20 protein-coding genes are annotated in these 26,998 nt (G+C 64.9%); 6 read left to right on the forward strand and 14 right to left on the reverse strand.

From position 1 onward, the window contains the following. Nucleotides 1-775: 775 nt before the first annotated feature. The 5 genes from AC1RSI_RS08030 to rhmD form a co-directional block, all read right to left on the reverse strand. Nucleotides 776-2,038, reverse strand: a complete 1,263-nt coding sequence (locus AC1RSI_RS08030) for a sugar MFS transporter (protein WP_008263407.1) — start codon at nt 2,036-2,038, stop codon at nt 776-778. Nucleotides 2,039-2,101: 63 nt separating this feature from the next. Next, nucleotides 2,102-3,004, reverse strand: a complete 903-nt coding sequence (locus tag AC1RSI_RS08035; RefSeq protein ID WP_447941574.1) for an amidohydrolase family protein — start codon at nt 3,002-3,004, stop codon at nt 2,102-2,104. 9 nt (nt 3,005-3,013) lie between these two features. Beyond that, nucleotides 3,014-3,763 (reverse strand): SDR family NAD(P)-dependent oxidoreductase, encoded by a 750-nt coding sequence (locus AC1RSI_RS08040; RefSeq protein ID WP_447941573.1) that lies wholly within the window; start codon nt 3,761-3,763, stop codon nt 3,014-3,016. Continuing rightward, nucleotides 3,760-4,608: a fumarylacetoacetate hydrolase family protein gene (locus AC1RSI_RS08045; RefSeq protein ID WP_008261529.1), complete on the reverse strand. Its 849-nt coding sequence runs from the start codon at nt 4,606-4,608 to the stop codon at nt 3,760-3,762. Before AC1RSI_RS08045 ends, AC1RSI_RS08040 begins: the two co-directional genes overlap by 4 nt. Before the next feature lie 14 nt (nt 4,609-4,622). Next, complete coding sequence (gene rhmD / locus AC1RSI_RS08050) at nt 4,623-5,816, reverse strand: L-rhamnonate dehydratase (RefSeq protein ID WP_447941572.1); 1,194 nt, start codon at nt 5,814-5,816, stop codon at nt 4,623-4,625. Nucleotides 5,817-5,956: 140 nt separating this feature from the next. On the opposite strand from rhmD, the gene AC1RSI_RS08055 reads away from it, so the two are divergent. The 3 genes from AC1RSI_RS08055 to lldD are packed head-to-tail and all read left to right on the forward strand — an operon-like array spanning nt 5,957 to nt 8,692. After that, nucleotides 5,957-6,763, forward strand: a complete 807-nt coding sequence (locus tag AC1RSI_RS08055; RefSeq protein ID WP_291751363.1) for an IclR family transcriptional regulator — start codon at nt 5,957-5,959, stop codon at nt 6,761-6,763. A gap of 24 nt (nt 6,764-6,787) precedes the next feature. Then, nucleotides 6,788-7,549, forward strand: a complete 762-nt coding sequence (gene lra1, locus AC1RSI_RS08060) for an L-rhamnose 1-dehydrogenase Lra1 (protein WP_291751360.1) — start codon at nt 6,788-6,790, stop codon at nt 7,547-7,549. Nucleotides 7,550-7,558: 9 nt separating this feature from the next. After that, the gene (gene lldD, locus AC1RSI_RS08065) at nt 7,559-8,692 is read left to right on the forward strand and encodes an FMN-dependent L-lactate dehydrogenase LldD (RefSeq protein WP_291751358.1); all 1,134 of its coding nucleotides are present in this window, start codon (nt 7,559-7,561) and stop codon (nt 8,690-8,692) included. 79 nt (nt 8,693-8,771) lie between these two features. Here lldD and AC1RSI_RS08070 read toward each other — a convergent pair whose 3' ends face one another. Continuing rightward, nucleotides 8,772-12,188 carry a family 78 glycoside hydrolase catalytic domain gene (locus tag AC1RSI_RS08070; protein WP_447941571.1) on the reverse strand — a complete coding sequence of 1,139 codons (3,417 nt, stop codon included), beginning with the start codon at nt 12,186-12,188 and terminating at the stop codon, nt 8,772-8,774. A 314-nt stretch (nt 12,189-12,502) separates the two neighbouring features. Between AC1RSI_RS08070 and AC1RSI_RS08075 the strand changes: the two genes are divergently transcribed. The 3 genes from AC1RSI_RS08075 (at nt 12,503) to AC1RSI_RS08085 (ending at nt 18,400) form a co-directional block, all read left to right on the forward strand. Then, nucleotides 12,503-15,178, forward strand: coding sequence for a TonB-dependent receptor plug domain-containing protein (locus AC1RSI_RS08075; RefSeq protein WP_447941570.1), 2,676 nt, complete (start codon nt 12,503-12,505; stop codon nt 15,176-15,178). A gap of 136 nt (nt 15,179-15,314) precedes the next feature. Beyond that, entirely contained in the window at nt 15,315-17,657 is a 2,343-nt protein-coding gene (bglX, locus tag AC1RSI_RS08080; RefSeq protein WP_447941569.1) for a beta-glucosidase BglX, read from the forward strand. Next, complete coding sequence (locus tag AC1RSI_RS08085) at nt 17,654-18,400, forward strand: SDR family NAD(P)-dependent oxidoreductase (protein WP_008262770.1); 747 nt, start codon at nt 17,654-17,656, stop codon at nt 18,398-18,400. The genes bglX and AC1RSI_RS08085 overlap by 4 nt, the downstream gene beginning before the upstream one ends. Before the next feature lie 177 nt (nt 18,401-18,577). Here the strand turns inward: AC1RSI_RS08085 and AC1RSI_RS08090 are convergent, their stop codons facing one another. The 8 genes from AC1RSI_RS08090 to AC1RSI_RS08125 form a co-directional block, all read right to left on the reverse strand. Then, on the reverse strand, nt 18,578-19,516 hold the full coding sequence (locus tag AC1RSI_RS08090) for a metallophosphoesterase family protein (RefSeq protein ID WP_447941568.1): 939 nt from the start codon (nt 19,514-19,516) through the stop codon (nt 18,578-18,580). A 66-nt stretch (nt 19,517-19,582) separates the two neighbouring features. After that, nucleotides 19,583-22,063, reverse strand: coding sequence for a TonB-dependent receptor (locus tag AC1RSI_RS08095; protein ID WP_447941567.1), 2,481 nt, complete (start codon nt 22,061-22,063; stop codon nt 19,583-19,585). 119 nt (nt 22,064-22,182) lie between these two features. After that, the gene (locus AC1RSI_RS08100) at nt 22,183-23,160 is read right to left on the reverse strand and encodes a FecR family protein (protein WP_035305158.1); all 978 of its coding nucleotides are present in this window, start codon (nt 23,158-23,160) and stop codon (nt 22,183-22,185) included. Beyond that, nucleotides 23,154-23,687 (reverse strand): RNA polymerase sigma factor, encoded by a 534-nt coding sequence (locus AC1RSI_RS08105; protein WP_447941566.1) that lies wholly within the window; start codon nt 23,685-23,687, stop codon nt 23,154-23,156. Before AC1RSI_RS08105 ends, AC1RSI_RS08100 begins: the two co-directional genes overlap by 7 nt. Before the next feature lie 296 nt (nt 23,688-23,983). Further along, on the reverse strand, nt 23,984-24,454 hold the full coding sequence (locus AC1RSI_RS08110; RefSeq protein WP_291755678.1) for a methyltransferase family protein: 471 nt from the start codon (nt 24,452-24,454) through the stop codon (nt 23,984-23,986). Beyond that, a complete protein-coding gene (locus tag AC1RSI_RS08115; RefSeq protein WP_008263036.1) occupies nt 24,451-24,579 on the reverse strand; it encodes a hypothetical protein in 129 nt (42 codons plus the stop codon). Before AC1RSI_RS08115 ends, AC1RSI_RS08110 begins: the two co-directional genes overlap by 4 nt. After that, complete coding sequence (gene cydB, locus AC1RSI_RS08120; RefSeq protein ID WP_008260280.1) at nt 24,579-25,580, reverse strand: cytochrome d ubiquinol oxidase subunit II; 1,002 nt, start codon at nt 25,578-25,580, stop codon at nt 24,579-24,581. The genes AC1RSI_RS08115 and cydB overlap by 1 nt, the downstream gene beginning before the upstream one ends. Continuing rightward, the gene (locus tag AC1RSI_RS08125) at nt 25,570-26,997 is read right to left on the reverse strand and encodes a cytochrome ubiquinol oxidase subunit I (RefSeq protein ID WP_291755674.1); all 1,428 of its coding nucleotides are present in this window, start codon (nt 26,995-26,997) and stop codon (nt 25,570-25,572) included. Before AC1RSI_RS08125 ends, cydB begins: the two co-directional genes overlap by 11 nt. Between the last annotated feature and the right edge of the window lies 1 nt (nt 26,998).

Below are 26,998 nucleotides of genomic sequence, written 5' to 3' on the forward strand. Positions count from 1 at the left end.
AGAGGTCGCTCATATCCAGTCTCCTTACAGAGCCTGAATCAGATCGAGCACATCACATCAATGGGTCCTGAGCCTAGGAGAAAGACGTCTTCCGCGGAGGCAGAGTGGCCTGGATAAGGATTCGCGAGTGTCGCCATCACGACCCCAGTAGGGCCATTGTTCCTAAAGCTTGGTCACCGAGATACGCGTTGTGTTTTCAGGCCGTGACGGTATTTTCTAGCCAAGCTTCAGGTGCATGAATCGGTTGGATTGATCTCATTTTCTGTCCGATAGAAAACGATACATCTCGAAATGTGCATGTCGCGGACAACGCTGGATTTATCCTGAAAAATCAGAAGCGTAGCTTTTTGCCAGTTTCCGTGACGGTATTTTTTTGATGAAAATATTTTTTATCCAGTGAAAACAGATGGATAACCTATACCCGAATAATCGAGTGGGAGTGATGGGGCGGCATGCGAATAGGGCCTCTGGCGAGGGCGCTCGTTGATGAGGGGCCGACGTTAGCAGTTGGGTTTGGACCGGGCGATCCTGTAGCCGTGCGGTGGCAGATGTACGGGTGAGGCGGATGGCGGTGTTGGCTAAGCCTTGTTGGAGATCCGTCTTTTGGCAGGCAGAGACTTCTGCGTTGTCAATGGATTCCCACTTTGACTGCCTGTTAGTTTGTTCCGACCGCCGTCCGTAGTAGTGGCGCTCAGTGCAGTCGGATCCTTCTGGCTCAGGGCCATGAAGGGTGTCTTAGTGGCGACAGGAGCCAAGGTCAGAGCAGAGCAGACGATCAAGCGCGTGAACGGACCCCAAGCGTTGCGCCCTTCCAACCGTACCAAGCCACCACCGCGAAGCAGACGGCGGGCAGCAGGAAGGCGACGTTGGCGCCATAGAGATCGGCGATCTTGCCCATGGGCCAGGGCAGCAGGACGCCGCCGCCGATGGCCATGACCATCAGGGAAGACGCCTTCTTGGTGCCGGCGCCGAGGCCGGTCGTGCCCAGGGCGAAGATGGTGGCGAACATGGTGGACATGAAGAAGAAGACGGCCAGAAGGGCGATGGGCGACACCTTGTCGATGCCGGCGGCGACGATCAGGGTCAGGACCACATTGATCAAGCCGTAGGTGGTCAGCAGGACACGGGGCTTGATCTTCAGCAGCAGGGCGGTGGCGAAGAAGCGACCGACCAGATAGCCGATGGCCGCGAGCGACAGCATGAAGGCGCCTTGCTGCGACGTCAGACCCTGCCAGTTGTGGGTCACCAGATTGATGAAATAGGCGCCGATGCCGACCTGGGCGCCGATATAGAGGGCCTGGGTGATCACGCCGGCGATGAAGTGCGGCTGCTTCGAAAGGGGCAGGGCGGGGGCGTCGCCTTCCGCCGCGCCGCCGTGGTCCGACAGGCCGGTCTCCGGCAGGCGGGCGCGCCAGACGGCGATGGCGAAAAGGACCACGCCGACGGCGATCAGGCCGTAGACGATCTGAATCGAGCGGGTCGCGCCGCCCAGAGCCTGGGTCGTCGTCGGGCTGAAGAAGACCGCGCCGCCGATCAGCGGGCCGAAGAAGACGCCCAGGGCGTTGAACGACTGGGCCAGGTTCAGCCGCTGCGAGGCCTTGGCCGGATCTCCCAGGACGTTGACGTAGGTGTCGGCGCTGGTTTCAAGGATGCACAGGCCGGCGGCGAGAACGAACATCGAGCCGACGAAGGGCAGGAAGGCGCCCGCGCCCGCCGCCGGGATGAACAGCAGGGCGCCGATGGCGGTGACCGCCAGGCCCGACACGATGCCGAACTTGTAGCCGCGCGCGTGCAGCAACATGCCCGCCGGGATCGACAGCAGAAGATAGGCCCCGAAATAGGCGATCTGCAGCCAGGCGCTGTCGGCCTGGCTGATGCTCAGCGTCTCCTGGAAATGCTTGTTCAGCACGTCCAGCAGACCATAGGCCAGGCCCCAGATCAGGAAGCAGGCGATGGCGAAGGCCAGCGGACCCTTCAGGTCGCCGACGGGTTTGGCAAGGCCTCCGGGCGTGTGGGCGGCGTCGGTCTCGATGACCATGGGATACTCTCCTGGATTTCCTCGGGGGCCTGGCCGTCTTGCTGCGGCTTCGGCGGAGTGGGGCTAGATGCGGTAGATCGCCTCGGCGTTGGCGGCGAACAGGTGGTCGCGCTCGTCGGCCGAGAAGTCGGCCGTGATCGCGTCGAAGGCGGAATAGAAGGCTTCGAAGCTTCCGTGGACGCTCTCGACCGGGAAGTCCGAGGCGAACATGGCCCGCCCGGTCCCGAAGATGTCGATGCACTCCAGCACGGTCGGACGGATGGTTTCGGGCGTCCAGGCGCGGTCGGTGATGCCCAGGCCCGAGATCTTGATCGAGACCTGGGGCTGGGCGGCCAGCAGACGCAGACCGATCCGCCAGCGCTCCATGCCGACGTCGTTGCGATCCGTCGGCAGGCCGGCGTGGTTGACGATCATCGGGATGTCGGGGTGGCGCGCGGCGATGATGGCGGCGGTCGCCATCTGCGACGGATAGAGCTGCAGGTCGAACGACAGGCCGTGGCGGGCCAGTTTGGCGAAGCCCGCGACCCATTGCGGATCGCGCAGCAGGTCGCGGTCGGTATAGGTCTTCAGCGGATCCTCGTGCCAGCAGACGATCTGGCGCACGCCGCGCACGTTCGGACGCGCGGCATGGGCCTCCAGCAGGGCGTCGAGGTCGGGATCGAGCAGGTCGGCGCCGGCGACGATGGCGTGCGGCCAGCCTCGGTCATCGGCGAGGGACTGAAGCCAGTCGGTCTCGGCCAGTTGCCGGCCCCTAGGCTGGCCGGCCTCGACGTGGACGATCTTGTCCACGCACCAGCCCGCCGTATCGGCCAGATAGTCGTCCAGCAGGTAGTCCTTGTGCGCGATGGGCGACATGTCCCCCGCCGGATTGTTCGGCAGGGGATCGTCCTGAATCCAGCCATAGCGCGCACGCGACAGGTCCCACAGGTGGACGTGGCTGTCGACGATGCGAAGATCCGAAGCCATCCGCGCGGCCTAGTACGTCGTGCGTCCGCCGGACGTGTCGAACGTCGAGGCGGTGGTGAAGCTGCATTCTTCGGAGGCCATGAAACAGACCATGGCGGCGCTTTCCTCGACCTCGCCCAGGCGACCCATCGGGATCTTGGAGCGCATGTATTCGACCTGGCTGGGCGGAAGCTGTTGCAGGATCGGGCTTTCGAAAGTGGCGGGGGTCAGGCTGTTGGCGATGACGCCCTTGTCGGCCAGTTCCTTGCCCAGCGACTTGGTGAAACCGATCACGCCGGCCTTGGAGGCGGAATAGGCGCTGGCGTTAGGATTGCCTTCCTTGCCTGCGACGGAGGCCACGTTGACGATGCGGCCATAGCCGTTGGCCAGCATGAAGGGCACGATGGCGCGCGAGCAGTAGAAGACGCCGTTCAGATTGATGTCGACGACGCGCTTCCAGCTGTCGATCGGGAACTCATGCACCGGAACCGTGGCGCCGGTGATCCCGGCCGAGGCGACCAGGATGTCGATCCGGCCCAGCGCCTTGTTGGCTTGTTCCGCCGCCGCAGCGACGGCGTCCGCGTCCGACACGTCCAGCGCCGCGACGTGGATCGCGCCGACCTCGTTCGCCGCCGCCGCCAGCGCATCGGCGTTGAGGTCCCACAGCACCACCTTGCCGCCCTCGGCGACGATGCGGGCGGCCGACGCCTTGCCCAGGCCCGAGGCGCCGCCGGTGACCACGGCCGTGCGGCCCGCGAAACGCCCCTGATAGGCGCTCATCGCTTCCACTCCACGAAGGTCTGGCCCTGTTCACCGAGCTTCTGGATGCCCAGGCGAACCGTATCGCCCGGTTTCAAGTAGAGCGGCGGTTTCTGGCCCAGGCCGACGCCCGGAGGAGTGCCGGTGGTGATCAGGTCGCCCGGCTCCAGCGTCATGAACTCCGAAAGATAGGAGACGATCTCGGCGACGCCGAAGATCATGGTTTTGGTGTTGCCGGTCTGCATGCGTTGGCCGTTCAGGTCCAGCCACATGTCCAGGTCCTGAACATCGCCCACTTCGTCGGTGGTGACGATCCAGGGACCGACGGGACCGAAGGTGTCGCATCCCTTGCCCTTGTCCCAGGTGCCGCCCCGCTCGGTCTGGAAGGCGCGCTCAGACACGTCGTTGATCAGCACATAGCCGGCGACGTGATCCAGCGCCTCATCCTGGGTGACGTAGGTGGCGGGCTTGCCGATCACGATGCCCAGTTCGACCTCCCAGTCGGTCTTTTCCGAACCGCGCGGAATGATCACGTCGTCGTTCGGTCCGTTCAGGCAGGTGATGGCCTTGGTGAAGACGACGGGTTCGGCCGGGATGGGCAGGTTGGATTCGGCGGCGTGGTCGGCGAAGTTCAGGCCGATGGCGATGAACTTGCGGCTGCCCTTGACGGGCACGCCATAGCGGGGCTGGCCCTCGACGAGGGGAAGACTGGTCGGATCGATGGCTTTCAAGGCCGCGAGCGCCGGTCCGTACAGCTGTTCCGGGGTGATGTCGGCGACGACGCCCGACAGATCACGAATGCGGCCCTCGGCGTCCAGCGTGCCGGGTTTCTCGTCGCCCTTGGGACCATAACGCAGCAGTTTCATAAGGGGCTTTCGTCTTAGCGCACATAGGGGCGATGAAGGGCGATGTCGCGGTTCAGCTCGACGCCGAACCCTGGCGTGTCGGGCACTTTCAGGCGGCCGTTCACCGGCGTCGGCTCGCCGATCAGCTGGGGATGGAACATGGGCACGACCTTGTCGGCTCCGGGCGCCATCATCAGGAACTCGGCGAACGGGCTGTTATGGCGCGTGACCACGAAGTGGTAGGAATAGACGCTGGATCCGTGCGGGATCATCAGCACGCCCTTGGCGTCGGCCATGGCGGAAATCTTGATCAGTTCGGTCACGCCGCCGCACCAGCCGACGTCCGGCTGGATGATGTCGCAGCATTCCATTTCCAGCAGCATGCGGAAGCCCCAGCGGGTGGCCTCGTGCTCGCCAGTCGTGACCAGCATCCCCTTGGGCGCGTTCTTTTTCAGCGTCTGATAGCCCCAGTAGTCGTCGGGGCTGAGCGCCTCCTCGATCCACTTCAGACCCAGTTTGTGCGCCTCGTGGGCCAGGCGGGTGGCGTAGTTCAGGTCCAGCGCCATCCAGCAGTCGAACATCAGCCAGAAGTCGTCGCCGCAGGCGTTCCGCATGGCCTCAAGCTCGGCCAGGTTCTTGTGCAGGCCTTCCTCGCCCTCGGCCGGGCCGTGGTGCAGCGGCATCTTGCCGCCGATGAAACCCAGTTCCTTGGCTTTGTCCGGACGCGCGCCGGTGGCGTAGAAGGTCAGCTCGTCACGCACGGCGCCGCCCAGCATGGCGAAGACCGGCTCCTGACGCAGGCGGCCCAGCAAATCCCACAGGGCCAGATCGACGCCCGAGATGGCGTTCACGACCAGCCCTTTGCGGCCATAGTACTGGGTCGAGAAATACATCTGATCCCAGATCTTCTCGACCTCGGTCGGGTCTCGACCTTCCAGGAAACGAGCCAGGTGCTTCTCGACAATATAGGCGGCGGGCTCGCCCCCGGTCGTCACCGCGAAGCCGACGACGCCGTTCTCGGCCTCGATCTCAACGACCAAGGTGCCCAGCACATTGATGCCGAAGCTGCGGCGGCTCTGACGGTATTCGGGATATTTCGCCATTGGCGTGGCGATATGGTCGTCGATCCAGTGGCCATCGCCCTGGTCATGATAGTCGGCGCCGCCGCCTGCGCCGTCATTCTTCACGACGAAGGCGCGAACATGCTTGATCTTTGGAAGGCGGCTCATTGAGGCATCACCGGCGTCTGGTGATTTGCTCCCATCATGCGGGATTTCACTGGCTTTTCTCCGTGCGGCGCGTCAAACTCGATCCCGTTCCGCGGACGAGCTTGCGTGTTTTGCTACATTCTGAGAATGAGGATTACGAAATGGGACGAGTGACGTCAATCAAGACCGTGCATGTCGATGGGGAAGATGAGGTCGGGACCAAAGCGTCCGGCAGTCAGACGCTGCTGCGCGGCCTGGACGTGATCGACGCCCTGATGGACGGCTCTCTGCCTCTGGCTGAGTTGTCAGAAAAACTGGACCTGACCCGCAGCACCACGCACCGCCTGGCCTCCGCCCTGGTCGATCGTCGCCTGCTCTCGTTCCGCCCCCGCGAAGGCTATAGCCTGGGCCCGAAACTGCTGGAACTGGGCCACGCCGCCAGCCAGCAGATGCATCTGCCCCGCGTCGCCCGTCCATGGCTGGAGCAACTGTCCGCCCAAACCGATGACACGGTCCATCTCGGCGTCCTCGATGGCCGCCATGCCCTTTATCTCGACAAGGTCGCCGGCCGGCGCCGGATCAATATCGGCTCCCGCCTGGGAGAGCGGCACCCGATCGCCTCGACCGGTTTGGGCAAGGCCCTGATTCTCGACAAGTCCGAGCCGGAATGGATCGACTTCTATGCGCCTGAGGGCGCGCCCTATGATTCGTCGGCCCGCGCCGTCTGGCTGGAGCGGATGCACGCCTATGCCCAGAAGGGCTACGCTTTCGACCTGGAAGAGAACGAGGACCAGATCCGCTGCGTCGCCGCGCCGATCCGCTCGGTGGACGGCCATATCGTCGCCGCGCTCAGTGTCTCTTCGGCCGCGCAGTATATGTCGGACGCCCGCATGGCGGAGCTGACCAAGACAGTCACCGCCGCCGCCAACGCCATCAGCGCCGACCTCGGCTGGCAGCCTAAACCCTGAACATCGTAGAACGCCGGAGCCCACATGCTGCTTGAGAACAAGGTCGTCCTGATCACGGGGGCATCGCGGGGTATCGGACGGGCGACGGCGGTAGAGGCCGCGCGCCAGGGCGCGAATGTCGCCCTCAACACCTTCCGCGACGACGCGGTCGCCGCCGAGGTGGTCGCGGAAATCGAAGCCCTGGGCCGCCAAGCCATCGTGGTCGATGCGGACGTGGCCCTGCCGGACAGCGCGACCACCTTCGTGAACACGGCCGTCGAGGCGTTCGGGCGTGTGGATGTCTTCGTCTCAAACGCCGGCATCTGCCCCTTCCACGCCTTCCTCGACATGCCGGTCGAGACGCTGCAGCGCACGATGGAGGTCAATCTCCATGGGGCCTATTTCATGACCCAGGCGGCGGCCAACCAGATGGTGAAACAGGGGGAGGGCGGCGCCATCGTCGCCATCAGCTCGATCTCGGCCCTGGTCGGCGGCGAGATGCAGACCCACTACACCCCGACCAAGGCGGGGGTTCACAGCCTGATGCAGTCCTGCGCCGTCGCCCTGGGGCGTCACGGCATTCGCTGCAACTCGGTCCTGCCCGGCACCATCGCCACCGACATCAACAAGGACGATCTCGCCGATCCTAGGAAGCGCGAATATATGGAAAGCCGCATTCCCCTGGGACGCCTGGGCAAGCCCGAGGACATCGCCTCGGTCGTCGCCTTCCTGGCGTCGGACATGGCGGCCTATATGTCCGGCGCGGCCCTGCTGGTCGACGGCGGCGCCTTCGCCAACTTCCAGTAGGGCGTCACGGTGATCATTTCCTCGCCCGGCGACTATCGCGAGGCGGCGCGGCGCAAGCTGCCGCCCTTCCTGTTTCATTATATCGACGGCGGCGCCTACGCCGAACAGACGCTGGGCCGCAACGTCGAGGACTGGCAGGCCATCGCTCTGCGCCAGCGCGTCCTACAGGACATGACCAGCCTCAGCCTGGAAACACGGCTGTTCGACGAGACCCTGCGGCTACCGATCATCCTGGCGCCAGTCGGCCTGACCGGCATGTACGCCCGGCGCGGCGAGGTGCAGGCGGCCAAGGCGGCGGCCTCGCGCGGCGTGCCCTTCACCCTGTCCACTGTTTCGGTCTGCCCCATTGAGGAGGTGGCGCCGGCCATCGACCGGCCGATGTGGTTCCAGCTCTATGTCCTGCGCGACCGGGGCTTCATGAAGAATGCGCTGGAGCGGGCCAGGGCTGCGGGGGTGAAGACCCTGGTCTTCACCGTCGATATGCCGACCCCCGGCGCCCGCTATCGCGACGCCCATTCGGGCATGAGCGGCCCTCATGCCGAGATACGCCGCATGATCCAGGCCATGACCCATCCCGCCTGGGCCTGGGACGTGGGGGTGCGCGGCATGCCGCACGATCTGGGAAATGTCTCGGCCTATCTGGGCAAGCCCACGGGTCTGGCGGACTACATCGGCTGGCTGGGCCAGAATTTCGATCCCTCGATATCCTGGAAGGATCTCCAGTGGATCCGGGACTTCTGGGACGGGCCGATGATCATCAAGGGCGTGCTGGATGCTCAGGACGCCCGCGACGCCGTCAGCTTCGGCGCTGACGGCATTGTGGTGTCGAACCACGGCGGCCGCCAACTGGACGGCGTCCTGTCATCGGCGCGGGCCTTGCCTGCGATCGCCGAAGCGGTGAAAGGCGATATCCGCATCCTGATCGATTCCGGCGTTCGCAACGGTCTGGACGTCGTCCGCGCCATCGCCCTTGGGGCCGACGCCGTGATGCTGGGACGAGCCTTCGTCTATGCGCTGGCGGCGGGCGGCGAGGCCGGCGTCGCCAACCTGCTGGACCTGTTCGAGAAGGAGATGCGGGTGGCCATGACGTTGACGGGGGCGAAGTCCGTGGCGGGGATCAGCCGGGATATGCTGGCCCTCTGAACCTTCGCCTTCTTCCGAAAGGCGAAGGTTGCTCGAAGCGTCAGCTGAAGAAGGCCCCGCCGACCGGGATCGGCGGGGCTTAGAGACGACTCGGCCCGCTTGCCGGTGCAGCACAGTCAAATCGATGGTTGCCGCCGTTTACGGAATAGACCCAGCGCTTTTCTTCTTGGCGGACGAGTTGGGCGTTCTTCGGGATCTGAGCGACTTCGCCCGGGCACCAGATTTCAGCCGAAGCTCCTGCGGGGATGCCCACGTCCAATATCAGACGATCACCGACCCGGCGCCACTCCGACGAAATGCGTCCCCTGACCGTGTCGAGATGGGCGGAGACGTGGTCGAGACCCTGCGGCGCCTCCGGACGTATCACGATGGTCCGGTAGCCCGGCGCGCCAGGCCGGATGCCGGCAAGGCTTTGATAAAACCAACTGGAGACCAAGCCCCAGTAGTGATGGTCGTAGGATCGACTATCCAGAGACCAGCCCTCGAGCATGGTATGAATGTCGTTGGCCAACCAGAACCCCCAGCTGGGTTCGGTGGTCTGAGTTGCGACGCGGTAGACGGTATCGACGTGGCCCGCATCACTGAGCAGCGTCAACGCATAGCGGCCCGAGAAAACACCCATGCTGGACAGGTGGTAGTCGTGGGCCACGATGTCGTCATTGACCTTTTGAAGCACGGCGTTCGCCAGACCGTCAGGAACGAGGCCGAATGCTACAGGCAGGATGTTCTGATATTGTACGAAGGCTGGCGCATCGCCCGACTTCGCCGGAACGCGATAAACCTCGCGGCCGGCGTCCCAGTAGGTGCGATTGTAGGCTGCGCGGATCGCATCTGCACGGGCGGCATAGGCTCGCGCATCCGCCTGTTTGCCCAGCAAGGCCGCGTTCTTGGCCAGCAGCTGGGTCATGTGGAAGAGATAGGCGGTCGCGACACTATCGACGTCGCCGGGCCCCGGCTGAGGCGGCGGGCCTCCGGCGCGATTTCCGGCCATGAAGGCGGCGATCATTTCAGGCGTGATCGGTGGGCGAGGATTGGCGTATTCGCCGAGGAAGGTGTTGGCCAGTTGACGGTAATGGAAATCGTCCGGCGTGAACCAGGACGCGGTGTAGTCCACCAGTCTCTTCTGGGTGTCGTACATCTCGGCCAGGAGGCGCGTGTCACCCGTCAACTGATACAGGTCGTCGGGCAGTATGAAGGTGGCGGCGTCCCAAGAAGGTGTGGGGCCGTTGACCATGTTCCACCCGGGCGTGCCCTCGTAACCGTACTGGGGCGTCGACGGCACGATCTCGGGGATTTCGCCACTGGGCGCCTGGGCGTCTCGGAAATCACCCATCCACTTGGTCCAGACGCGGCTGACGTCGAAGTTCAAAGCAGAGGCCAGAGCTGACGCCTGGGCGTCGCCCGTCCAGCCATTCTTCTCGAACGTCGGCGTATCGGTCTGGAAGCCGTGCATATTGTTCAGGATGGTGGCGCGGGCCGCCGCCTGAATCTGGTTCAACAGGGGGTTCGAGCTTTCGAAGCTTCCGATCGAGGCTACGTCGGAGTGCATGACTTCGCCGGTCAGGCTGTCCAGCGTCGGCGTGCCTGGGAAGCCCCGGACTTCCACATAACGGAAGCCGCGATAACCGAAACGCGGCGTCCAGTCTTCCGGACCGTCGCCGGCCAGGGTGTACTGATCGGTCTGAAGCTGCGTATCCACCAGTCCGCTCGCGGACAGGACCGTTCCGTCGGGACGGAGCTTCTCGTGCTGGATCATGGAGATGGTCTGCCCGGATGGTCCATTGACCTTAAGATGAAGGCGGCCGGCGAAGATGCTGCCGAAATCGTAGATCCACACGCCTGGACGGACCTGCTTCAGGCTGACGGCGCGGCGCGTGCCGACCACCGCGATCGGCTGTTGTTCTGCAGCGTCCAGGCGGCCTGCCGGACCATGGACGAGACGAGCGGTCGTCCAATCACGGTCGTCAAATCCGGGCTGCGACCACCCACGGGGCAGCAGGCGGGCGTCATAACGTTCGCCCGCATAGATGGAGTCATGCCGGGTCGGCCCCGGGTGGGTCCGCCATTGGTCGTCGGTCGTGACGATCTGTCGGCTGCCATCGGCCAGGGTGACTTCCAGCTGAAGTCGCGCGGTGGGGCGATTGCGCCACGGCGCCTCGTGCCAATACCATTCGTTGGGTTCGACCAGGTCATACCAGCCGCGACCTAGCTCCAGACCAATGACGTTGTCTCCGCGACGGATATGATCGGTTACATCCAGCGTCCGATAAAGGACGCGACGATCATAGGCCGTGAAACCGTCGCCGACGGCTTCGTTGATCGTCTTGCCGTTGATGTCGATGCGAGGAAAGCCGCCGGCGGCGACATAGAGGCGGGCCTCGACGACGTCCCCCTCTATGATGAACAGGCGACGCAGCAGGGCGGCCGGCTCAGTCTGAGGGAAGACGATATCGACGCCCCTCGCGTTGGCGATGTGCAGGCCGTCGGCCTCGATCGTGCCGCCGCTGAGCGGGTTGTCATTGCCCGAGAAGGCTGCGCGCGTGACGGAGCCGTTCGCCGGGGTGACGGTGAGTTCATGCAGGACGATGGCGTCGGGTGCAGGCGCCGATTGCCCGAACGTGGCGGGGCCGGCCTGAAAAATTCCGGCCGTTCCCTGGCGGTGATCGGTGTTCTCGAGCGTGTCGATGACGACGTCATCAAGGCGCGTGACGATGCGCGCCCCCTTGGCCTCTACCGTCAGCGTATGCGGGCCCGCGGTCCATTGTGTCAGCGTAAAGGGCAGGGGCACGGTCTTCAGCACCGTTTCCTTCACCAGGGGTTGGGACTGGGCGTCATAGGTCCGCGAAAGCGCCGTCAAGATCGGTTGACCTTCGGAGATTCCAAGCCGCCAGACATAGGCTTCCCCAAAGCTCTTGCCGACAGGGCTGGCCCGGAACAGGAAGTCGATGTCGCCTCCAGTCGGCGTAAAGCGCCACTCCGTCGTCGCGTCAGACCAGACGTGCTCGACGGAGGAATCGGTGGAAATCCAGTGCGCCTGCCAATCGTCGGGCTGCAGCAATCCCATTTCCCAAACGGCGGGCGAGCTCCAATCGGAGGGCCGGCCTTCGGCGTCGCGGGTCTGGACCCGCCAAACGTAGCGCCCACGTGATGCTAGCGCAGGGCCTTCATAGACGATCTGGGTTTGGTCGCCGGACGCCACGTCGCCGCTGTCCCAGATCAGATCGCCGTCCGATAGGCTGGCTTCAGAGGTCGCCACCTGAAGTCGGTAATGGGTCTGATGTGTCCTCGTGGCTTGCGGCGCCAGCCACTGGAAGCGTGGCCGGAGGACATCTGCGCCGAGCAGAGACGGTGCGGATTCGATCTTCAGATCCGATGGTGCGTTTGGCGACGCCTGGAGCATGGTGAGACGAGGCTGTTCGGCGTCGGCATGGGCGCATGCAGCCAGCATCAGACCGGTCGCTCCACAGAGCGCCAGCGATCGAAGGGACCGTCTCATGTGCATGCCTCCCAGCAGCGTCGCAATTCGGCGCGTTTTATTGTTGGAATGACGATATACCAACAGGTGGAAAACCGTCCCGTCAATCGGTCACAATTGGAAAAGTTCAGGGGGTAAATGCGACCTCTTGACGTTTTTCCCTAAATATCGGAACGTTTGATCACAAAATGGGACGAGGGGGCAGCTCTCGCGGGAGGACATTTCTTATACTGGCGCCGATTTCGGCGCATCGACGCGGCTCGTCGCTCGCGCCAATTGCAAAACAACACGCCCAGACCGGTCCACAGAAGACGGTCGGGTCAGGGAGAGACAAGATGAAAGCCACCAAGGAAGTCGCGCGGCTGCTGTGCAGCGTCGCCTTCGTCGCCGCGAGTTTCGGCGGCGCCGGGCATGCGCTTGCCCAAGACGCCTCCGTTTCAGCGCCCGACGCGATGCAGACGGACGACAACGCCGCCGAACTGGATGAGATCGTCGTCACAGGCACGCTGTTGCGGGGCGTCGCGCCTACGGGAACGAATGTGGTCGGCGTCACCAGCGAGGATATCGTCTCCACGGGCGTCACTTCGTCGGCGGACCTTTTGGCGCGTGTCCCGCAGGTGACCAACGCCTTCGGCGGCGTGCCGCAGGGATCCTCGACGATAGCCGAGCCCATCACTCGCCCGAATATCCGCAGCCTCGGCGCGTCGGGCGGGTCCACGACCCTGATCCTTTTGAACGGCAACCGCATGGTCGGCGCCGGAATTCTGCAGACGTCGCCTGATCCTTCCGCCATTCCTCCGTCCGTGCTGGAGCGCGTCGAGGTGATCCCTGACGGCGGCTCGTCCATCTACGGGTCCGACGCCATCGGCGGCGTGATCAACTTCATCACCCGCAAACGTTACGACGGCGTCGAACTGACCGCCAAATACGGCATGGGCGACGACTATACGACGACCGACTTCAGCGCCATGGCCGGGAAGGACTGGGGCAGTGGCTCGGCCTTGATCGCCTACGCCTATGCCCAGCATGACGCCATCGCAGGCGCAGATCGTGACTGGTTCGCCCAGGATCATCTGGCGGCCGGCGGGTCGGACTTCCGTTCGCAAAGCTGCACGCCCGGCAATATCACGACGGGCGGCGTCACCTATCGGATGGATACCCGCACCGTGGGCGTCAATCGCTGCGACGAGAACAAGGCGATCGACTTCTATCCTGAGGAAGAGCGTCAGAGTGTCTATGCAGCCCTGAGCCAGCAACTGACCGAAGACCTCAGCTTCGACGTCACGGGCTATTATTCGGAACGCGACACCGTGCGGAAAGGTCAGTCGCCGACGGACGGCACCGGCGTTCGCGGCACGGGAACGATCACCTCCGCCAACCCCTATTTCCGGCCGATCGGCGCCGAAACTTCGCAGACGGTCGCCTTCAACTATTCCGCCGTCACAGGCGATGCGCTGGAAAACCCGAGCAACTTCAGCTCGATGGGCGTCACACCGACCCTGACCTACAAGTTCGATGGCGGTTGGCAGATTCGAGCGACCGGGAACTATGGTCGCAGCACCAACACGGTGCACACGCGCCAGATCAACACGACGGCCCAGGCGGCGGCCCTGGCCGGCACGACGGCGGCGACGGCGTTGAACCCCTATGATGTCGGCACGACCAATTCGACGGTTCTGGACAGCATCCTGAACTACGAGCTGTACGGCGACGCCACGCAGGAAATCCGTTCGGTCAGGACCGTCGCGGACGGCAACATCTTCTCGACGGCGGCAGGGCAGGCTCGCCTGGCGCTCGGCGCCGAATATTATGAGGAGAAACTCGACCAGACGCAGGGCCAGGGCACGATCGGAAACCCCATCGGCGCCTCCAGCAGCTCAAACCGTGACGTCACTTCCCTGTTCGGCGAGATCTTCGTGCCGCTCAAAGGGCAGGACAGCGGGATCGGATCGATCGACGTCAACGCCTCGATGCGCATGGATGTCTACAGCGACGTCGGAGACACCATCAATCCTAAGGTCGGCTTCAACTGGCGACCGGTTTCCGAACTGCGCATACGCGGGAACTGGGGCACGTCCTTCCACGCGCCCAGTCTATCGGACCTCGGCTCATCGGTGGACACGCGGGCTCAGGTTCTGGGCGTCAGTCCGTTCCGCGCCGGCGGCAGCCCGGCGTCGGACCTGTTCCGGCCGACCATTCTCCTGGCCGGCGGCAATCCGAACCTGAAACCGGAAGAAGCCACCACCTGGTCGTTCGGCGCAGATTGGAACCCTGTCGGCGCCCTGGATGGGCTCAGGGTCAATCTGACCTACTTCAATGTGGAGTTCACCGACGCTATCGGGCTTGCCCCCTTCTTCAATGGCGCCTCCTATTTCGCCAATCCGTCCTATGCGTCCTTCTTCACGTTGAATCCGACCCAGGCCCAGGCCGAGGCGGCCACGGCGGGACAGCGGGTGGAGAATGCGCCGAGCATCACCAGCCTCTACACGGGCGGCGGCGCGACGCCCTATGCGCTGATCGATGCCCGCCGCAACAATCTCGGCTCACTAAAGGTTGATGGGATCGACTTCGACATCGGCTATGACTGGACGCTGCCGCTCGGCACGGTCAGCGCAGGACTGGCGGGCACCTATACGCTCAATCGTGACAGTCAAGCTGTCCCAGGCGCACCGACCGTCAATGAGTTGGACAACTCGACCAGTCGGTATTCTCTGGTTGGCACGCTGGGATGGCGTTCCGGTCCGGTCACGGTCGATGCGATCGTCAACCATCGAGCGGGCTATGACGTGACCGGCGTGGTTGGGCAGTCCGAGGTTGATGCTTACACCCTGGTCAATCTGTTCGCGCGCTATGAGTTGCCTGGCGAAGGCTGGATGCAAAACACCGCCCTGACCCTGAACCTCGACAACGTCTTCGACGAGGATCCGCCCTACTTCAACAGCGCGACCGGTTATGCGAACGGCGCCACGCTGGGCCGTGTCTTCTCGATCGGGGTGCGCAAGGCCTTCTGATCTCCGTTCGTCTCGTCCGGGGCCGTCGTCGCCCCGGACCCACCAAATCAGACGACCCAGACACTCTTTCTCTGAGCGTTCGTCCGAGCCGACGTCGCAAGGCGTCCTTCTGAGCGACTGACCGGCGCGTCCAGTGATGCGCCGGTCCTTTTCTCCGCAAAGCGAAAACGAGAACGCACTCATGAAATCCCGGCTGCTTACCGCGTCCATAACCGCGCTTCTGGTCGCTTCGATCGCCGCCCCCAACTTGTCGTGGGCCTCTCAGGTTTCGCCCGCTGCGGTGCAGGCCCAGGCCGTTCCGGCGGACGTGCTCGCTCGAGCGAATGCACTGATCGCGCGCATGACATTGGAAGAAAAGGCCGGTCAGGTCAGTCAGCTCTTCCTGTTCGGCGATCCGACCCCATTCGAGCCGGGTGTGCGGTCCGGCGCCACGGGGGCGTTGCTGTTCGTCACCGATCCCGCCCTGATCAATCGCCTGCAGAAGGTGGCGGTCGAAGAAAGTCGACTCGGCATCCCCCTATTGTTCGGCTTCGATGTCATTCACGGATTGCGGACGATCTTCCCTGTGCCGATTGGCATGGCGGCGTCCTGGGACCCCGCATCCGTCGAGCAGGGGCAGGCCATCGCGGCGGCCGAGGCGCGGGCCAGCGGCATTCATTGGACATTCGCTCCGATGCTCGACATCACCCGCGATCCGCGATGGGGCCGTATCGTCGAAGGGCCGGGCGAGGATCCCTATCTCGGCGCCGCCCTCGCTCGCGCGGCCGTGAAGGGGTTCCAAGGCGAACATATCGGGGCTCCGGGCCACATCATCGCGGGACCGAAGCATTTCGCCGTCTATGGCGCATCCGAAGGCGGTCGGGATTACGACAGCGCATTCGTCTCGGACAGCCAGTTCTACAATGTCTATCTGCCGCCGTTCGCAGCCGCCATCGAAGCGGGCGCCGGCAATATCATGAGCGCCTATATGGAGCTTAACGACATCCCGGCCGCCGCCAATCACTGGCTGCTGACGGATGTCTTACGCAAACAGCTAGGGTTCGAAGGCTTTGTCGTCAGCGACGCAAACGGGGTCAAAAGCCTCGTCCCGCAAGGCTTCGCAATTGATGAGGCGGACGCCGCAGTCAGGGGGCTATCAGCCGGAAACGACCTCGAGATGGCGACCGCAGAGGCCGCCAACGCCACTCTTCCGCAAGCTGTCCGTTCGGGACGTTTGAAGGAGGCGGTCTTGGACGACGCGGTTCGCCGCGTCTTGGTCGCCAAGATTCGCATGGGTCTGTTCGAAAACCCTTATGTGGATGAGGGGGCGACCGAAGCCGTCTTGAGCGCGCCGGAACACCGCCAGGCCGCCCTCGCTGCGGCGGAGCGTTCGCTGGTGTTGCTGCAGAACGCCGGTGGCGCCCTGCCGCTTTCGGCGACAGCATATCGACGAGTTGCAGTCATCGGTCCTCTGGCGGATTCAGCCCAGGATACGCTTGGCTCGTGGGTGTTCGTGCCGAAACTCGAGGAGACAGTAACTGTCGCCGAGGGCATACGTAGAAGACTTGGCGAAAGCGCCCAGGTTACGACGGCGCCGGGCGTCCAGCTTCGCCGCGGCACGCCGTCCATGTTCGAGATGTTTCGACCCGCGCCGCCGGCCTGGACCGAAGCTCAGGCGGAGGTTGAGTTCGAGCGAGCCGTCGAGGCGGCGCGAGGCGCCGATCTCGTCGTCCTGGCGCTGGGCGAAATCGAGCAGATGAGCGGAGAGGGGGCGTCGCGTACTTCGCTGTCCCTGCCGGGAGATCAGCTTCGCCTGGTCGATGCCGTCAAGGCGCTTAACAAGCCGATGGTCGCTGTTCTGCTGAATGGCCGCCCGCTCGACATCGCGCCGCTTGCGGAACAGGTGCCGGGAATCCTGGAGGCTTGGCATCCGGGTTCCGAGGGCGGGACGGCCGTCGCCAAGGCCCTGTTCGGCGACATCAATCCGGGCGGCAAACTGCCGATGACCTGGCCCCGCAGCGTGGGGCAGATCCCGATCTACTACAGCCATAACGCGACCAAGGCGCCGGCCGATCAAGGTGCACGCTACTGGGACCAGCCTTCGACGCCGCTCTACCCATTCGGCTATGGGCTCAGCTACACCGACTTCGCCTTCACGGATATCGCGGTGGACCGTGCGGCCGTGCGGCTCGGCGAACCGGTCGTCGTCACGGCGACGGTGACCAATACCGGCGCCCGCGCCGGCGACGAGGTCGTGCAACTCTATATCCACCAACGCTCCGGCCGGGCTGCTCGTCCGGTGAGGGAGTTGAAGGGTTTCGAGCGGGTGACGCTTCGGCCGGGCGAAAGCCGGCAGGTGCGTTTCAATCTGACCCAGGCAGAGCTTCGTTACTGGAACGCGGGCGAGCGAGACTGGGTCTTGGATCCGTCGGACTTCGATGTCTGGATCGGCGGCGATTCCCGCGCGGAACTCAAAACCTCTTTTACGGTGGCGCCATGATCTTTCAGGGGCGTTTCGCGGGCCGCACGGCCGTGGTCACCGGCGGCGCCTCGGGCCTGGGCAAGGCCTCCGCCGCCCGCATCGTCGCCGAGGGCGGCAAGGTGGTGCTGTGGGACCTCAACGCCGATGCGCTGGCGGCGGCGGCAGACGAGGTCGGCGCGATCCACGTCGCGGCGCTGGACGTGTCGGACGCGGACGCCGTCGCTGCGGCGGCGGAACAAGCCAACCAGGCGCTGGGCCGGATCGACATCCTGGTCGCCTCGGCCGGGATCACCGGCGCCACGGTTCCGGTGCATGAGTTCCCTATCGACAGCTGGAAGCGCGTCGTCGACATCAATCTGAACGGCGTCTTCTACTGCTCGCGCGCCATCGTGCCTTTCATGCTGGCCAACGGCTATGGCCGCATCGTCAACGTGGCCTCCGTTGCAGGCAAGGAAGGCAATCCGAACGCCAGCGCCTATTCCGCCTCAAAGGCCGGCGTGATCGGTTTCACCAAATCGCTGGGCAAGGAACTGGCCGACAAGGGCGTCATCGCCAACAGCCTGACCCCCGCCACTTTCGAAAGCCCGATCCTGCAACAGCTTCCGCCCAGCCAGGTCGAATACATGCGCTCCAAGATCCCGATGGGCCGCCTGGGCGAGGTCGAGGAAAGCGCCGCCATGGTCTGTTTCATGGCCTCCGAAGAATGCAGCTTCACCACCGCCTCGACGTTCGACACGTCCGGCGGACGCACGACGTACTGATTGATTTCGATGCTTGGGGCCCTGACACGGCGGCCTTGAAGCTCAGGGCGGTGATCTCGCCTCGGATTGAGCCGAGAACTCTACGGTGCTTGCCCCTTCGCAGGACCGCCCGATTACGCAGCTGTTGCGCCATTCACCCGTCGCGAGGAGATGGAACCCGTAGCGGCGGCCTTCGCGTCAAAGCGGTACATCGTGGCGGCGCGGCGGCGTGAAACCATAGGTTCTGAACCGTGTATCAAGACGACCGTTGGCGATGGTGACCTCCAGATAGCCCTCCGGCGTGCCCAGGAAGCTACCGCGCCAGTCCGCCCCGGCGACCGCGCCGCTGGAGATGTAGCGCACCCCGGCGACCTCGACGGTCTCGTGTACGTGACCATGCCCCTGCAACACCCCCAACACATTGTGGTTCTGGAACAGTCGCATCACCTCACGGCCGTTCATCACCCGCGTCCAGTCATAGGGCGAGGCCGCCCAGTCTTCGGGCTCGTAGCACTCCAGCGCGGTCACCAACGGGATGTGAGTCAGGACAACCACCGGATCCGAGGGTGAGAGTATCGCGAACTCGCCGCGCAGCCATGCCAGCTGCTCGGCGTCGATGCGGCCCTCGTAGTTGCGGCCCTTGAAACCGATCGAGTCCAGGACAAGGAACCGCACGCCCTTGTGGCTGAAGCCGTAATAGGTCGGCCCGAACTGGTCGATGAAGTAGCGCTTGCCGTAGCCGGGCTCGGACGGGTCCACTCCGCTCTTCTCGAACAGCCCGAAACAGTCGTGGTTGCCCAGGACGTGACGAACCGGCTTATCCAGCAGACGTTCGGACTGGCGATAGAGCGCCATCTGGGCGTCGGCGCGCGCGCGCCCTACCTCCATGGCGTCGAACACGTGGTCGCCGCCATGGACCACGAAATCGGCGTCGCTGGCCGCCACCTGGGCAAAGCAGCGATGCACGCCCTCGACTGCGCCGTCCTCGGGCTGGATGTGCGTGTCGCTGAGGAACACGAATTTGAAATCCACTGTCTTGAGCTGGGCGGAGGCGGAGGCGGAGGCGGCGGTGGCGGCGCCGGCGGAAACGAGCGCTCCACAAATCAGGCTTCGGCGGTTCATGGCGGTCTCGATCATGGCCTTGCGCGAAAAAGCGCCGCCGCCGAGGAGCGTCCTCGGCGGCGGCTTGGTCAGGGATACGGACTAGAAACTGACCCGCACGGTGGCGAACACCTGGCGCGGGGCGCCTTGCTGCAGCGTCGTGTACGAGCCCGTGGGGTCGGCGTTGACGAAACCGCTGGTGCCGACTGAGGAATAGTAGCGCTTGTCAAACAGGTTGGTGACGTTCAGCAGCACTTCCACACTCGTCTGCGGGACGCGGTAGCCGGCCGCCAGATCGAACACGGTCGAACTCTTGACCGGCGAGTCGTTCAGGTAGGTGTAGAAGCGCTCGCCTTGATAGTGGGCCGTGACCTTCGACCAGACCGTACCGTTGTCATAGGCCAATTCGGCGCCGCCGACGGTCTTCGGAGCGGCCACGACGCGTTTGCCCTTCGTCGCGATCGTCGCGCCGCCGAGCGGCGTGACGTCGTCGTCGTACTTGGCGTCGTTGTAGGCGAAGCTGCCGAACAGCGACCAGGCCGGCGCGAAGCGCCAGCTGATCGCCGTCTCCACGCCACGCGAGGTCACGCCGCCGACATTCTGCAGGACGTTCTGGTTGCCGACGATCGTGGCGCTGATCGAGGTGGCCAGCAGGCGGTTCTCGAAGGCGACGTCATAGGCGGTCACGGAGGCCAGCAGCCCATCCCGGGAATAGCGATAGCCGGCCTCCAGGGTGCGGGTCTTCTCGGGCTTCAGATCCCTGCGGATGTAGTCGAAGCCGGCCTGGGTGGTCGAGAAGGGGCCGCTGGATGCGGAGGCCACGAAAGCGGCCATATTGCGCGTGAAGCTGGCGAACATCTCATTGCGCTCGTCCAGGCGGTAGAGGATCCCGGCCGAGGGCAGGAAGTAGTCCCTGGCCTTGATCACGCCGTTGATCGGCGTGTTGCTGGTGATCGTCTCGGCTTCGTTGGTGACGTTCAGCGCCTTGAAGCCGGCGTTGACCCTCAGATTGTCGGTGACCGACCAGGTGTCGCCGACGTGGAACTGATAGGTCTTGGTGGTGAACTGATAGTCCCAGCGCGTGCGGAAGGGATTGTCGTAGAAGCGCTGGAAATTGGTCGGAGCAACGCCCTTGGTCAGGCCATAGAGATAGGCCGCCTGGTGAAAGTCGTTGTCCTCGTACCAGACGCCGGCATCCAGCTTGTGGTCACCCAAGGTATAACTCAGGCGACTGATCAGGCCGGCGCGGTCGATATCGTACCGCAGCGCTGAAACCGAGACCGGCGAGCCGCCATACGCCTCGGGTGTCGCGTCGTAGGGACTCGCATAGGTGCCGATGCCGTGATCGCGGTGGTAGTAGGCGGTCGTCGATCCCGACAGCGACGGCGTCAGGTCGTAGTCGAGCCGTTCATAGACCAGGGTGTCCTGCCGCACACCGCCGCCGTTGTAGTAGACGTCGTCGGCGTTGAGATACGGCGCGGGAACGGCGCCGCCGGTCTGCAGGGCGGTGGCCAGGGCTTCGGCCAGGGGGAAGTTGTCGCTGATGGTATCGACGTTCCAGCCCAGCCGGTTGACCAGGGCAAAGGACAAGTCCGCATAATCGTCCTCGCGGCGGTCGGCGTAGTCGAGGAAGGTGGTCGAGCGCACGGCTTCGCCCAGCGGCTGGACGAACTTCACATTGATCTGCTCGATGTTTTGCTCGCCAGCAGCCTTCCACTTCTTGGTGTCCTGGCGCGCATAGGCGGCGTAGAGGCTGCCGCCTCCAGGTAGTCTGCCGGTGTTGAGCCGCGTGAACCCACGCCAGGTGCCGCCGCTACCGTAGGTGCCGGCCATATCGACGCCGAACTCGCCGGTCGGGTCGATGGAGGTAAAATCGATCGTGCCGCCGATATTGTTGGTCGAGGCCGTTCCCAGGGCGCCGCCGCCCTGGGACAGCGAGGTGGCGCCGTTGTTCTCGGTCAGCAGCGCGCGGCCGATGCTCAGGCCGTTGTTGTTGCGATACTGCATGTTGCCAAGCGGCAGGCCGTCCAGAGTGTAGCCCATCTGGTCGGTGGTGAACGAGCGGATGGTCACCTGTTGGGCCCACTCATAGGCGCCGAACGGGTCGGACGATGTGAAGTTGACGCCCGGGAGCTTGTTCAGCGCCGCAAGAGGTGAAGTGCCCGGGGCCAACTTGTCCAGTTCGGCCTTCGAGAGCGTCTGCATCTGGCGCGTGCGGCCGCGGCCCAGGACCACGACGTCATCGACCACCGCGCTCTCGGTCTGCACGAGTTGGGTGGGAGCCTCGACGAGCAGGTAAGAGCCGCCCGGCGTCGTTCGGACGTCCAGCCCAGACCCGGCCAGCAGACGGCGCAGTGCGGCATCGGCGGTGAAGCGACCCTTGAGGGCCTCGGCGGTTTTGCCGCTGACCTGCTCGGGGCGGAAGACGACATTGACCTGGGTCTGACGGCCGACGGCGGTCAGCGAACGCTCGAGAGACTGGGCGGGCAGGTCGAAGGCGTACTGGGCCTGGGCCTGGGCCGCTCCGGCCACCATCATCACCGAGACGGCCGCGCTGGCGAAAGCGGCATGTTTGAAAGGCATCTGGATCCCCTGAAAACTGAAGAGGGCCTGCGCGACCCTCACAAGGGAAACGAAGTGTTTGCGGCGATCCGACATAAAGATTTCATGACGTCGGCGTCGGGGGGAGGCGGCGGCCGGACCTATCGCTGCAGGTCCAGACCATCCTCCCGAGGCACGGCCCTGAGCCCGTGGAGCTGGGCTGCGGCGGCGGCGAACTCGGCGGCCTGGTTGGTGGCGAAGACGCCGGAAATCCGCAGGCCCGAGACATCGGCGTCGACCGTGACCTTGATGGGCCCATAGCGATTCATCTCGTTGGCGGCCTCAGCCAGGGTGGCGCTTTCGAAGATCACTTCACCTTGTTCCCAGGCCGTCACCATCTCGATCGAAGGCGTGTCGAGCTGGGGCTGAGCCTGCGGCGCCACCTGCAGTCGTTGGCCCGGGGTCAGGGTCGCCAACACCCGCTTGGCGCCACGTGCGTCCGCGCCAGCGCCAGAGATTTGCACCTTGCCGCGCACAAGGGTCACCGAAACTCGATCGCCCTGCCGCCGCACCACGAAGGCCGTGCCCAGAGCACGGATTTCCGTCGTCCCGGCCACGACGACGAACGGGTGGGCCGGATCGTGAGCGACGTCGAACGCCGCTTCCCCGCGATCCAGGCGGACCCGGCGCTCGGTCGCCGAATAGATCACCTTGGCGCGGCTGTCGGTGTTGAGTGTCAGGCGTGAGCCGTCCGCCAGGGTCATGGCGCGATGCTGCCCCTCTTCGGTGACATAGACCGACCCGCCCTTGATCACCATGATCCCGACCGCCGCCAGCACGCAGGCCGCCAGCCCCAGTCCGACCAGCGCGGGTCGGACCGCCGAGCGGCGAGGGGCGGAGCCTCGACTCGAGCGCGCAGGCGCTGAGTGCTGTGGCGACATCAACGCCGCCGCGCCGGGCAGGAACTCCCAGGTTTCGGTGACCTGCTGGAAGGCAAGCCGGTGCTCGGGATCCAGCGCCAGCCAGTCCTGTAGGGCCTGGCGGCTTTCCTCCACGCCGGTCTCGCGCTGGATGCGTGTCAACCAGACGGCGGCCTCCGCCCGAACGCGGTCGCGGCGCGATGCACTCGGTGTCACCATTGATCCATCCACTTCGTCAGCTCGACGGTCGCGCGCGCGACGTGCTTTTCCACCGCGGCGACGCTCATGCCTTCCTTCTCCGCGATCTGGGCGTAGCTGAGTCCCTCTATCCGGCGCGCCAACAGAAGTCTGCGTGTACGTTCGGGCAAGCGTTCCAATCCCTTGGCCGCGTGACGAAGCTTGGACCGCGCGCGGAGAATCTCGTCGGGAGCCGGCGTTTCATCAGCGATCAGCGGCGCGTCGTCGAGGTCGATGAAGGGTGCGGCCCGCCGGCGCCGCGCCGCGTCAATCGACAAGTTCACCGCGGCGACTACGACGCGACCTTCGGTGACGGGCGCCCCCTCGCGCCGCCCGAACGCCTCGACCCGCAAGAAGGCTTCCTGGACAAGATCGTCGGCGTCCTGCGCCATGACGCCGCGTCGGATGACCGCTCTGCGCGCTTTACGCAAAATTTGCTTCAACCCATTCATGGCCAGCCTGCGAATACGCCCATTTCTGTAGACGAACGGGCGCGTCGAATCCGACATTTCGGTCCCAGTTTTATGACACTGACGTCCGCGAGGGCGGCGTCCCCTGGCGTCTATGGGGGCCTGCCGCCGCCACGGCGACCTGAACGTTCAGCCTCGCACATGCGCGAGAAAAGCCGCGCGGGATATCAAATGAATAGACTTAATCTTCGATGATCGAGTGGGAGTGAGGGGTGGTGGACATGGGTGAGGCGACTCTAGCGCCCCAGATAAAGGCGAACGGCCCGTAGCCCCATCACAGTAGGGCTCCATCTAGGCTTTGCATCTATCGGTGGGCAGAGCCGGGGCATGTGGCGTTACTTGTGTCGACCGACCCAGCGGCGCGTCCGCCCGGAGTAATGGACCCAGTCCGCGCCGAAGAGGGCCGCCAGGTGTCGTTCCTCGCGCCGGATGGCGAGGCGGTCGGTGGCGAAGGCGGCGACGGGGGCGGCCACGAAGAACCAGGCGTTGTCGAACAGGCCGCCGAGGCCGAGCAGCAGCAGCCCGTTGGCGAGATAGATCGGGTTGCGGCTCCAGGCGAAAGGACCGGTCGTGACCAGGGCGGTCGCCGCCCGGTGCGGCAGGATGTTGGCGCGCCGCCGCCGCATCTCCAGCATGGCCCAGAGGTCCAGGCCAAGGGCGAGGGCGACCAGGAGGCCGCCGGCTGCAAAGGCGCCGGGAAACAGGGGCGGCGGCGTCCATAGGCCTGCGGCGATGAACGCGACAAGGACGGCCCCGCCCATGATGAGCGGCGGCCAGGGCCAGCGGTTCGGCGCCTGCGGGCTCATCCGCCGGCCAGCTTCAGGACGCCGCGCAGCAGATAGGCGATCACGCCCAGGACGCCCACGCCCAGCACCCAGAGGGCGACGAACCACAGGCCCTGCCGGAGCCCGCTTGTCGGATCACGGCGCATCAGTGGTAACCATCGTCGCCGACCTTGCCGCGGAACACCCAGTAGGCATAGGCGGTGTAGGCCAGGATGATCGGGATCAGGATCAGGGCGCCGACCAGCATGAACATCTGGCTGGAGGCCGGGGCGGCGGCCTGCCACAGGGTGATCTCGTCGGGCACGGCGTAGGGGAAGATGCTGACGCCCAGGCCCGCAAAGGTGACGGCGAACAGGCCCAGGGACAGCAGGAAGGGCCAGACCTCGCGCTTCTGGCGCATGGTCCAGAAGAATGCGGCCGCCAGAATCACGACCAGCAACGGCACTTGGGCCGTCAGCAGGACGCCGGGCCAGTCGAACCAGCGACGCGCGTATTCGCCGTCGAGGAAGGGCGTGGCCAGGCTGACCGCGCCGATCATCAGCAGGGTCGCCGGACCCAGCTTCCAGGCCTGGGAACGGGCGTGGGACTGGAGCGCGCCTTCCGTCTTCATGTTCAGCCAGGTGGCGCCCAGCAGGGCGTAGCCGACGACGACGGCGGCGCCGGTCAGCAGGCTGAAGGGGCTGAGCCAGTCCCACCACCCGCCGCCATAGGCCCGGCCGGAAACCTCGACCCCCTGCAGAATGGCCCCCAGGGTCACGCCCTGGGAGAAGGCGGCCAGCAGCGAGCCGCCGAAGAAGGCCACGTCCCAGACCGGCTTGGCGCGCACCGTGCGCCAGCGGTATTCGAAGGCCACGCCGCGAAACACCAGGCCCAGCAGCATGGCGATGATCGGCGTATAGACCGCCGGCATCAGCACGGCGTAGGCCAGCGGAAAGGCGGCGAACAGGCCGCCGCCGCCCAGGATCAGCCAGGTCTCGTTGCCGTCCCACACCGGGGCGATGGAGTTCATCGCCTTGTCGCGTTGATCGCCCGGCTTCAGCGTCGGGAACAGGATGCCGACACCCAGGTCGAACCCGTCCATGACGATATAGGCGAAGACGGCGAAGGCCAGCAGAGCGGCCCAGACCAGGGTCAGATCAATGTTCATGATCGGTCTCCTCACCGGTGGGGATCGGCCGGTCGGGGTCGATGGCGGGGGCGGGGGTGATGCCCGCCGTGCGGATCGGCGTTTCCGCCACGCCCGGCTCGCCCCGGTGCGGCGCATGGCTCATCAGGCGCAGGATGTAGAAGACCCCGGCGCCGAACACCGTGAAATAGACGACGGCGAAGGCGGCCAGGGAACTGGCGACCGCAGGGGCGTCCAGCGGCGCGGCGCTGTCGGCCGTGCGCAACAGGCCATAGACCGTCCAGGGCTGACGCCCCACCTCTGTGGTGATCCAGCCGGCCAGAACCGCGACGAAGCCCATCGGCCCCATGACGAGGGCGAACCGGTGGAGCCAGGGCGCGTCGTAGAGACGTCTGCGCAGGCGAGCATAAAGGCCCCACAGGCCCAGCAGCAGCATGGCCATGCCCAGGCCCACCATGACGCGGAAGGACCAGAAGACGATCTCCACCGGCGGCCAGTCGGCGCGATCGATGGTGTCCAGGCCGGCCAGGGGCGCGTTCGGGTCGTGCTTCAGGATCAGGGACGACAGCTTGGGAATCTCGACTGCGCCGTGGACGGTGGCGGCCTCGCGGTCAGGCAGGCCGAACAGGATCAGGGGGGCGCCGTCCGGGTGGCTTTCGAAATGGCCTTCCATCGCCATGACCTTGGCGGGCTGGTGCTCCAGCGTGTTCAGCCCGTGCATGTCGCCGATGAAGATCTGGACCGGGGCGGCGACCAGGATCATGCCCATGGCCATGGCGAACATCTTGCGCGCCCCCTTGTTGGTCCGCTCCTTCATCAGGTGCCAGGCCCCGACCGCGCCGACCACGAGGCCGGTGGTCAGATAGGCCGCCAGCAGCATGTGGGCGAGGCGATAGGGGAAGGAGGGATTGAAGACGATCTTGTACCAGTCGGCCGGCACGAACTGGCCCACGTCGTTGATGGCGTAGCCCTGGGGCGTCTGCATCCAGCTGTTGACCGACAGGATCCAGAAGGCGGAGGCGAAGGTGCCGATGGCCACCATCAGGGTCGCCAGGAAGTGCAGCTTCTTGCCCACCCGCTTCAGGCCGAACAGCATGACGCCTAGGAATCCGGCCTCGAGGAAGAAGGCGCTGAGCACCTCATAGGCCATCAGGGGGCCGATGACGGGACCGGCCTTGTCGGAGAAGACCGACCAGTTGGTGCCGAACTGATAGGACATCACCAGGCCCGAGACGACGCCCATGCCGAAGGCGACGGCGAAGATCTTCAGCCAGTAGTTGAACAGGTTCAGATACAGGTCACGGCCGGTCTTCAACCAGAGCCCTTCCAGCACGGCCAGATAACTGGCCAGGCCGATGGAGAAGGCCGGGAAGACGATGTGGAAGGCCACCGTGAATGCGAACTGCATTCGGGCCAGAATGAGAGCGTCGAACTCCATG

The sequence above is a fragment of the Brevundimonas sp. GW821-FHT10E09 genome, from assembly GCF_058809375.1.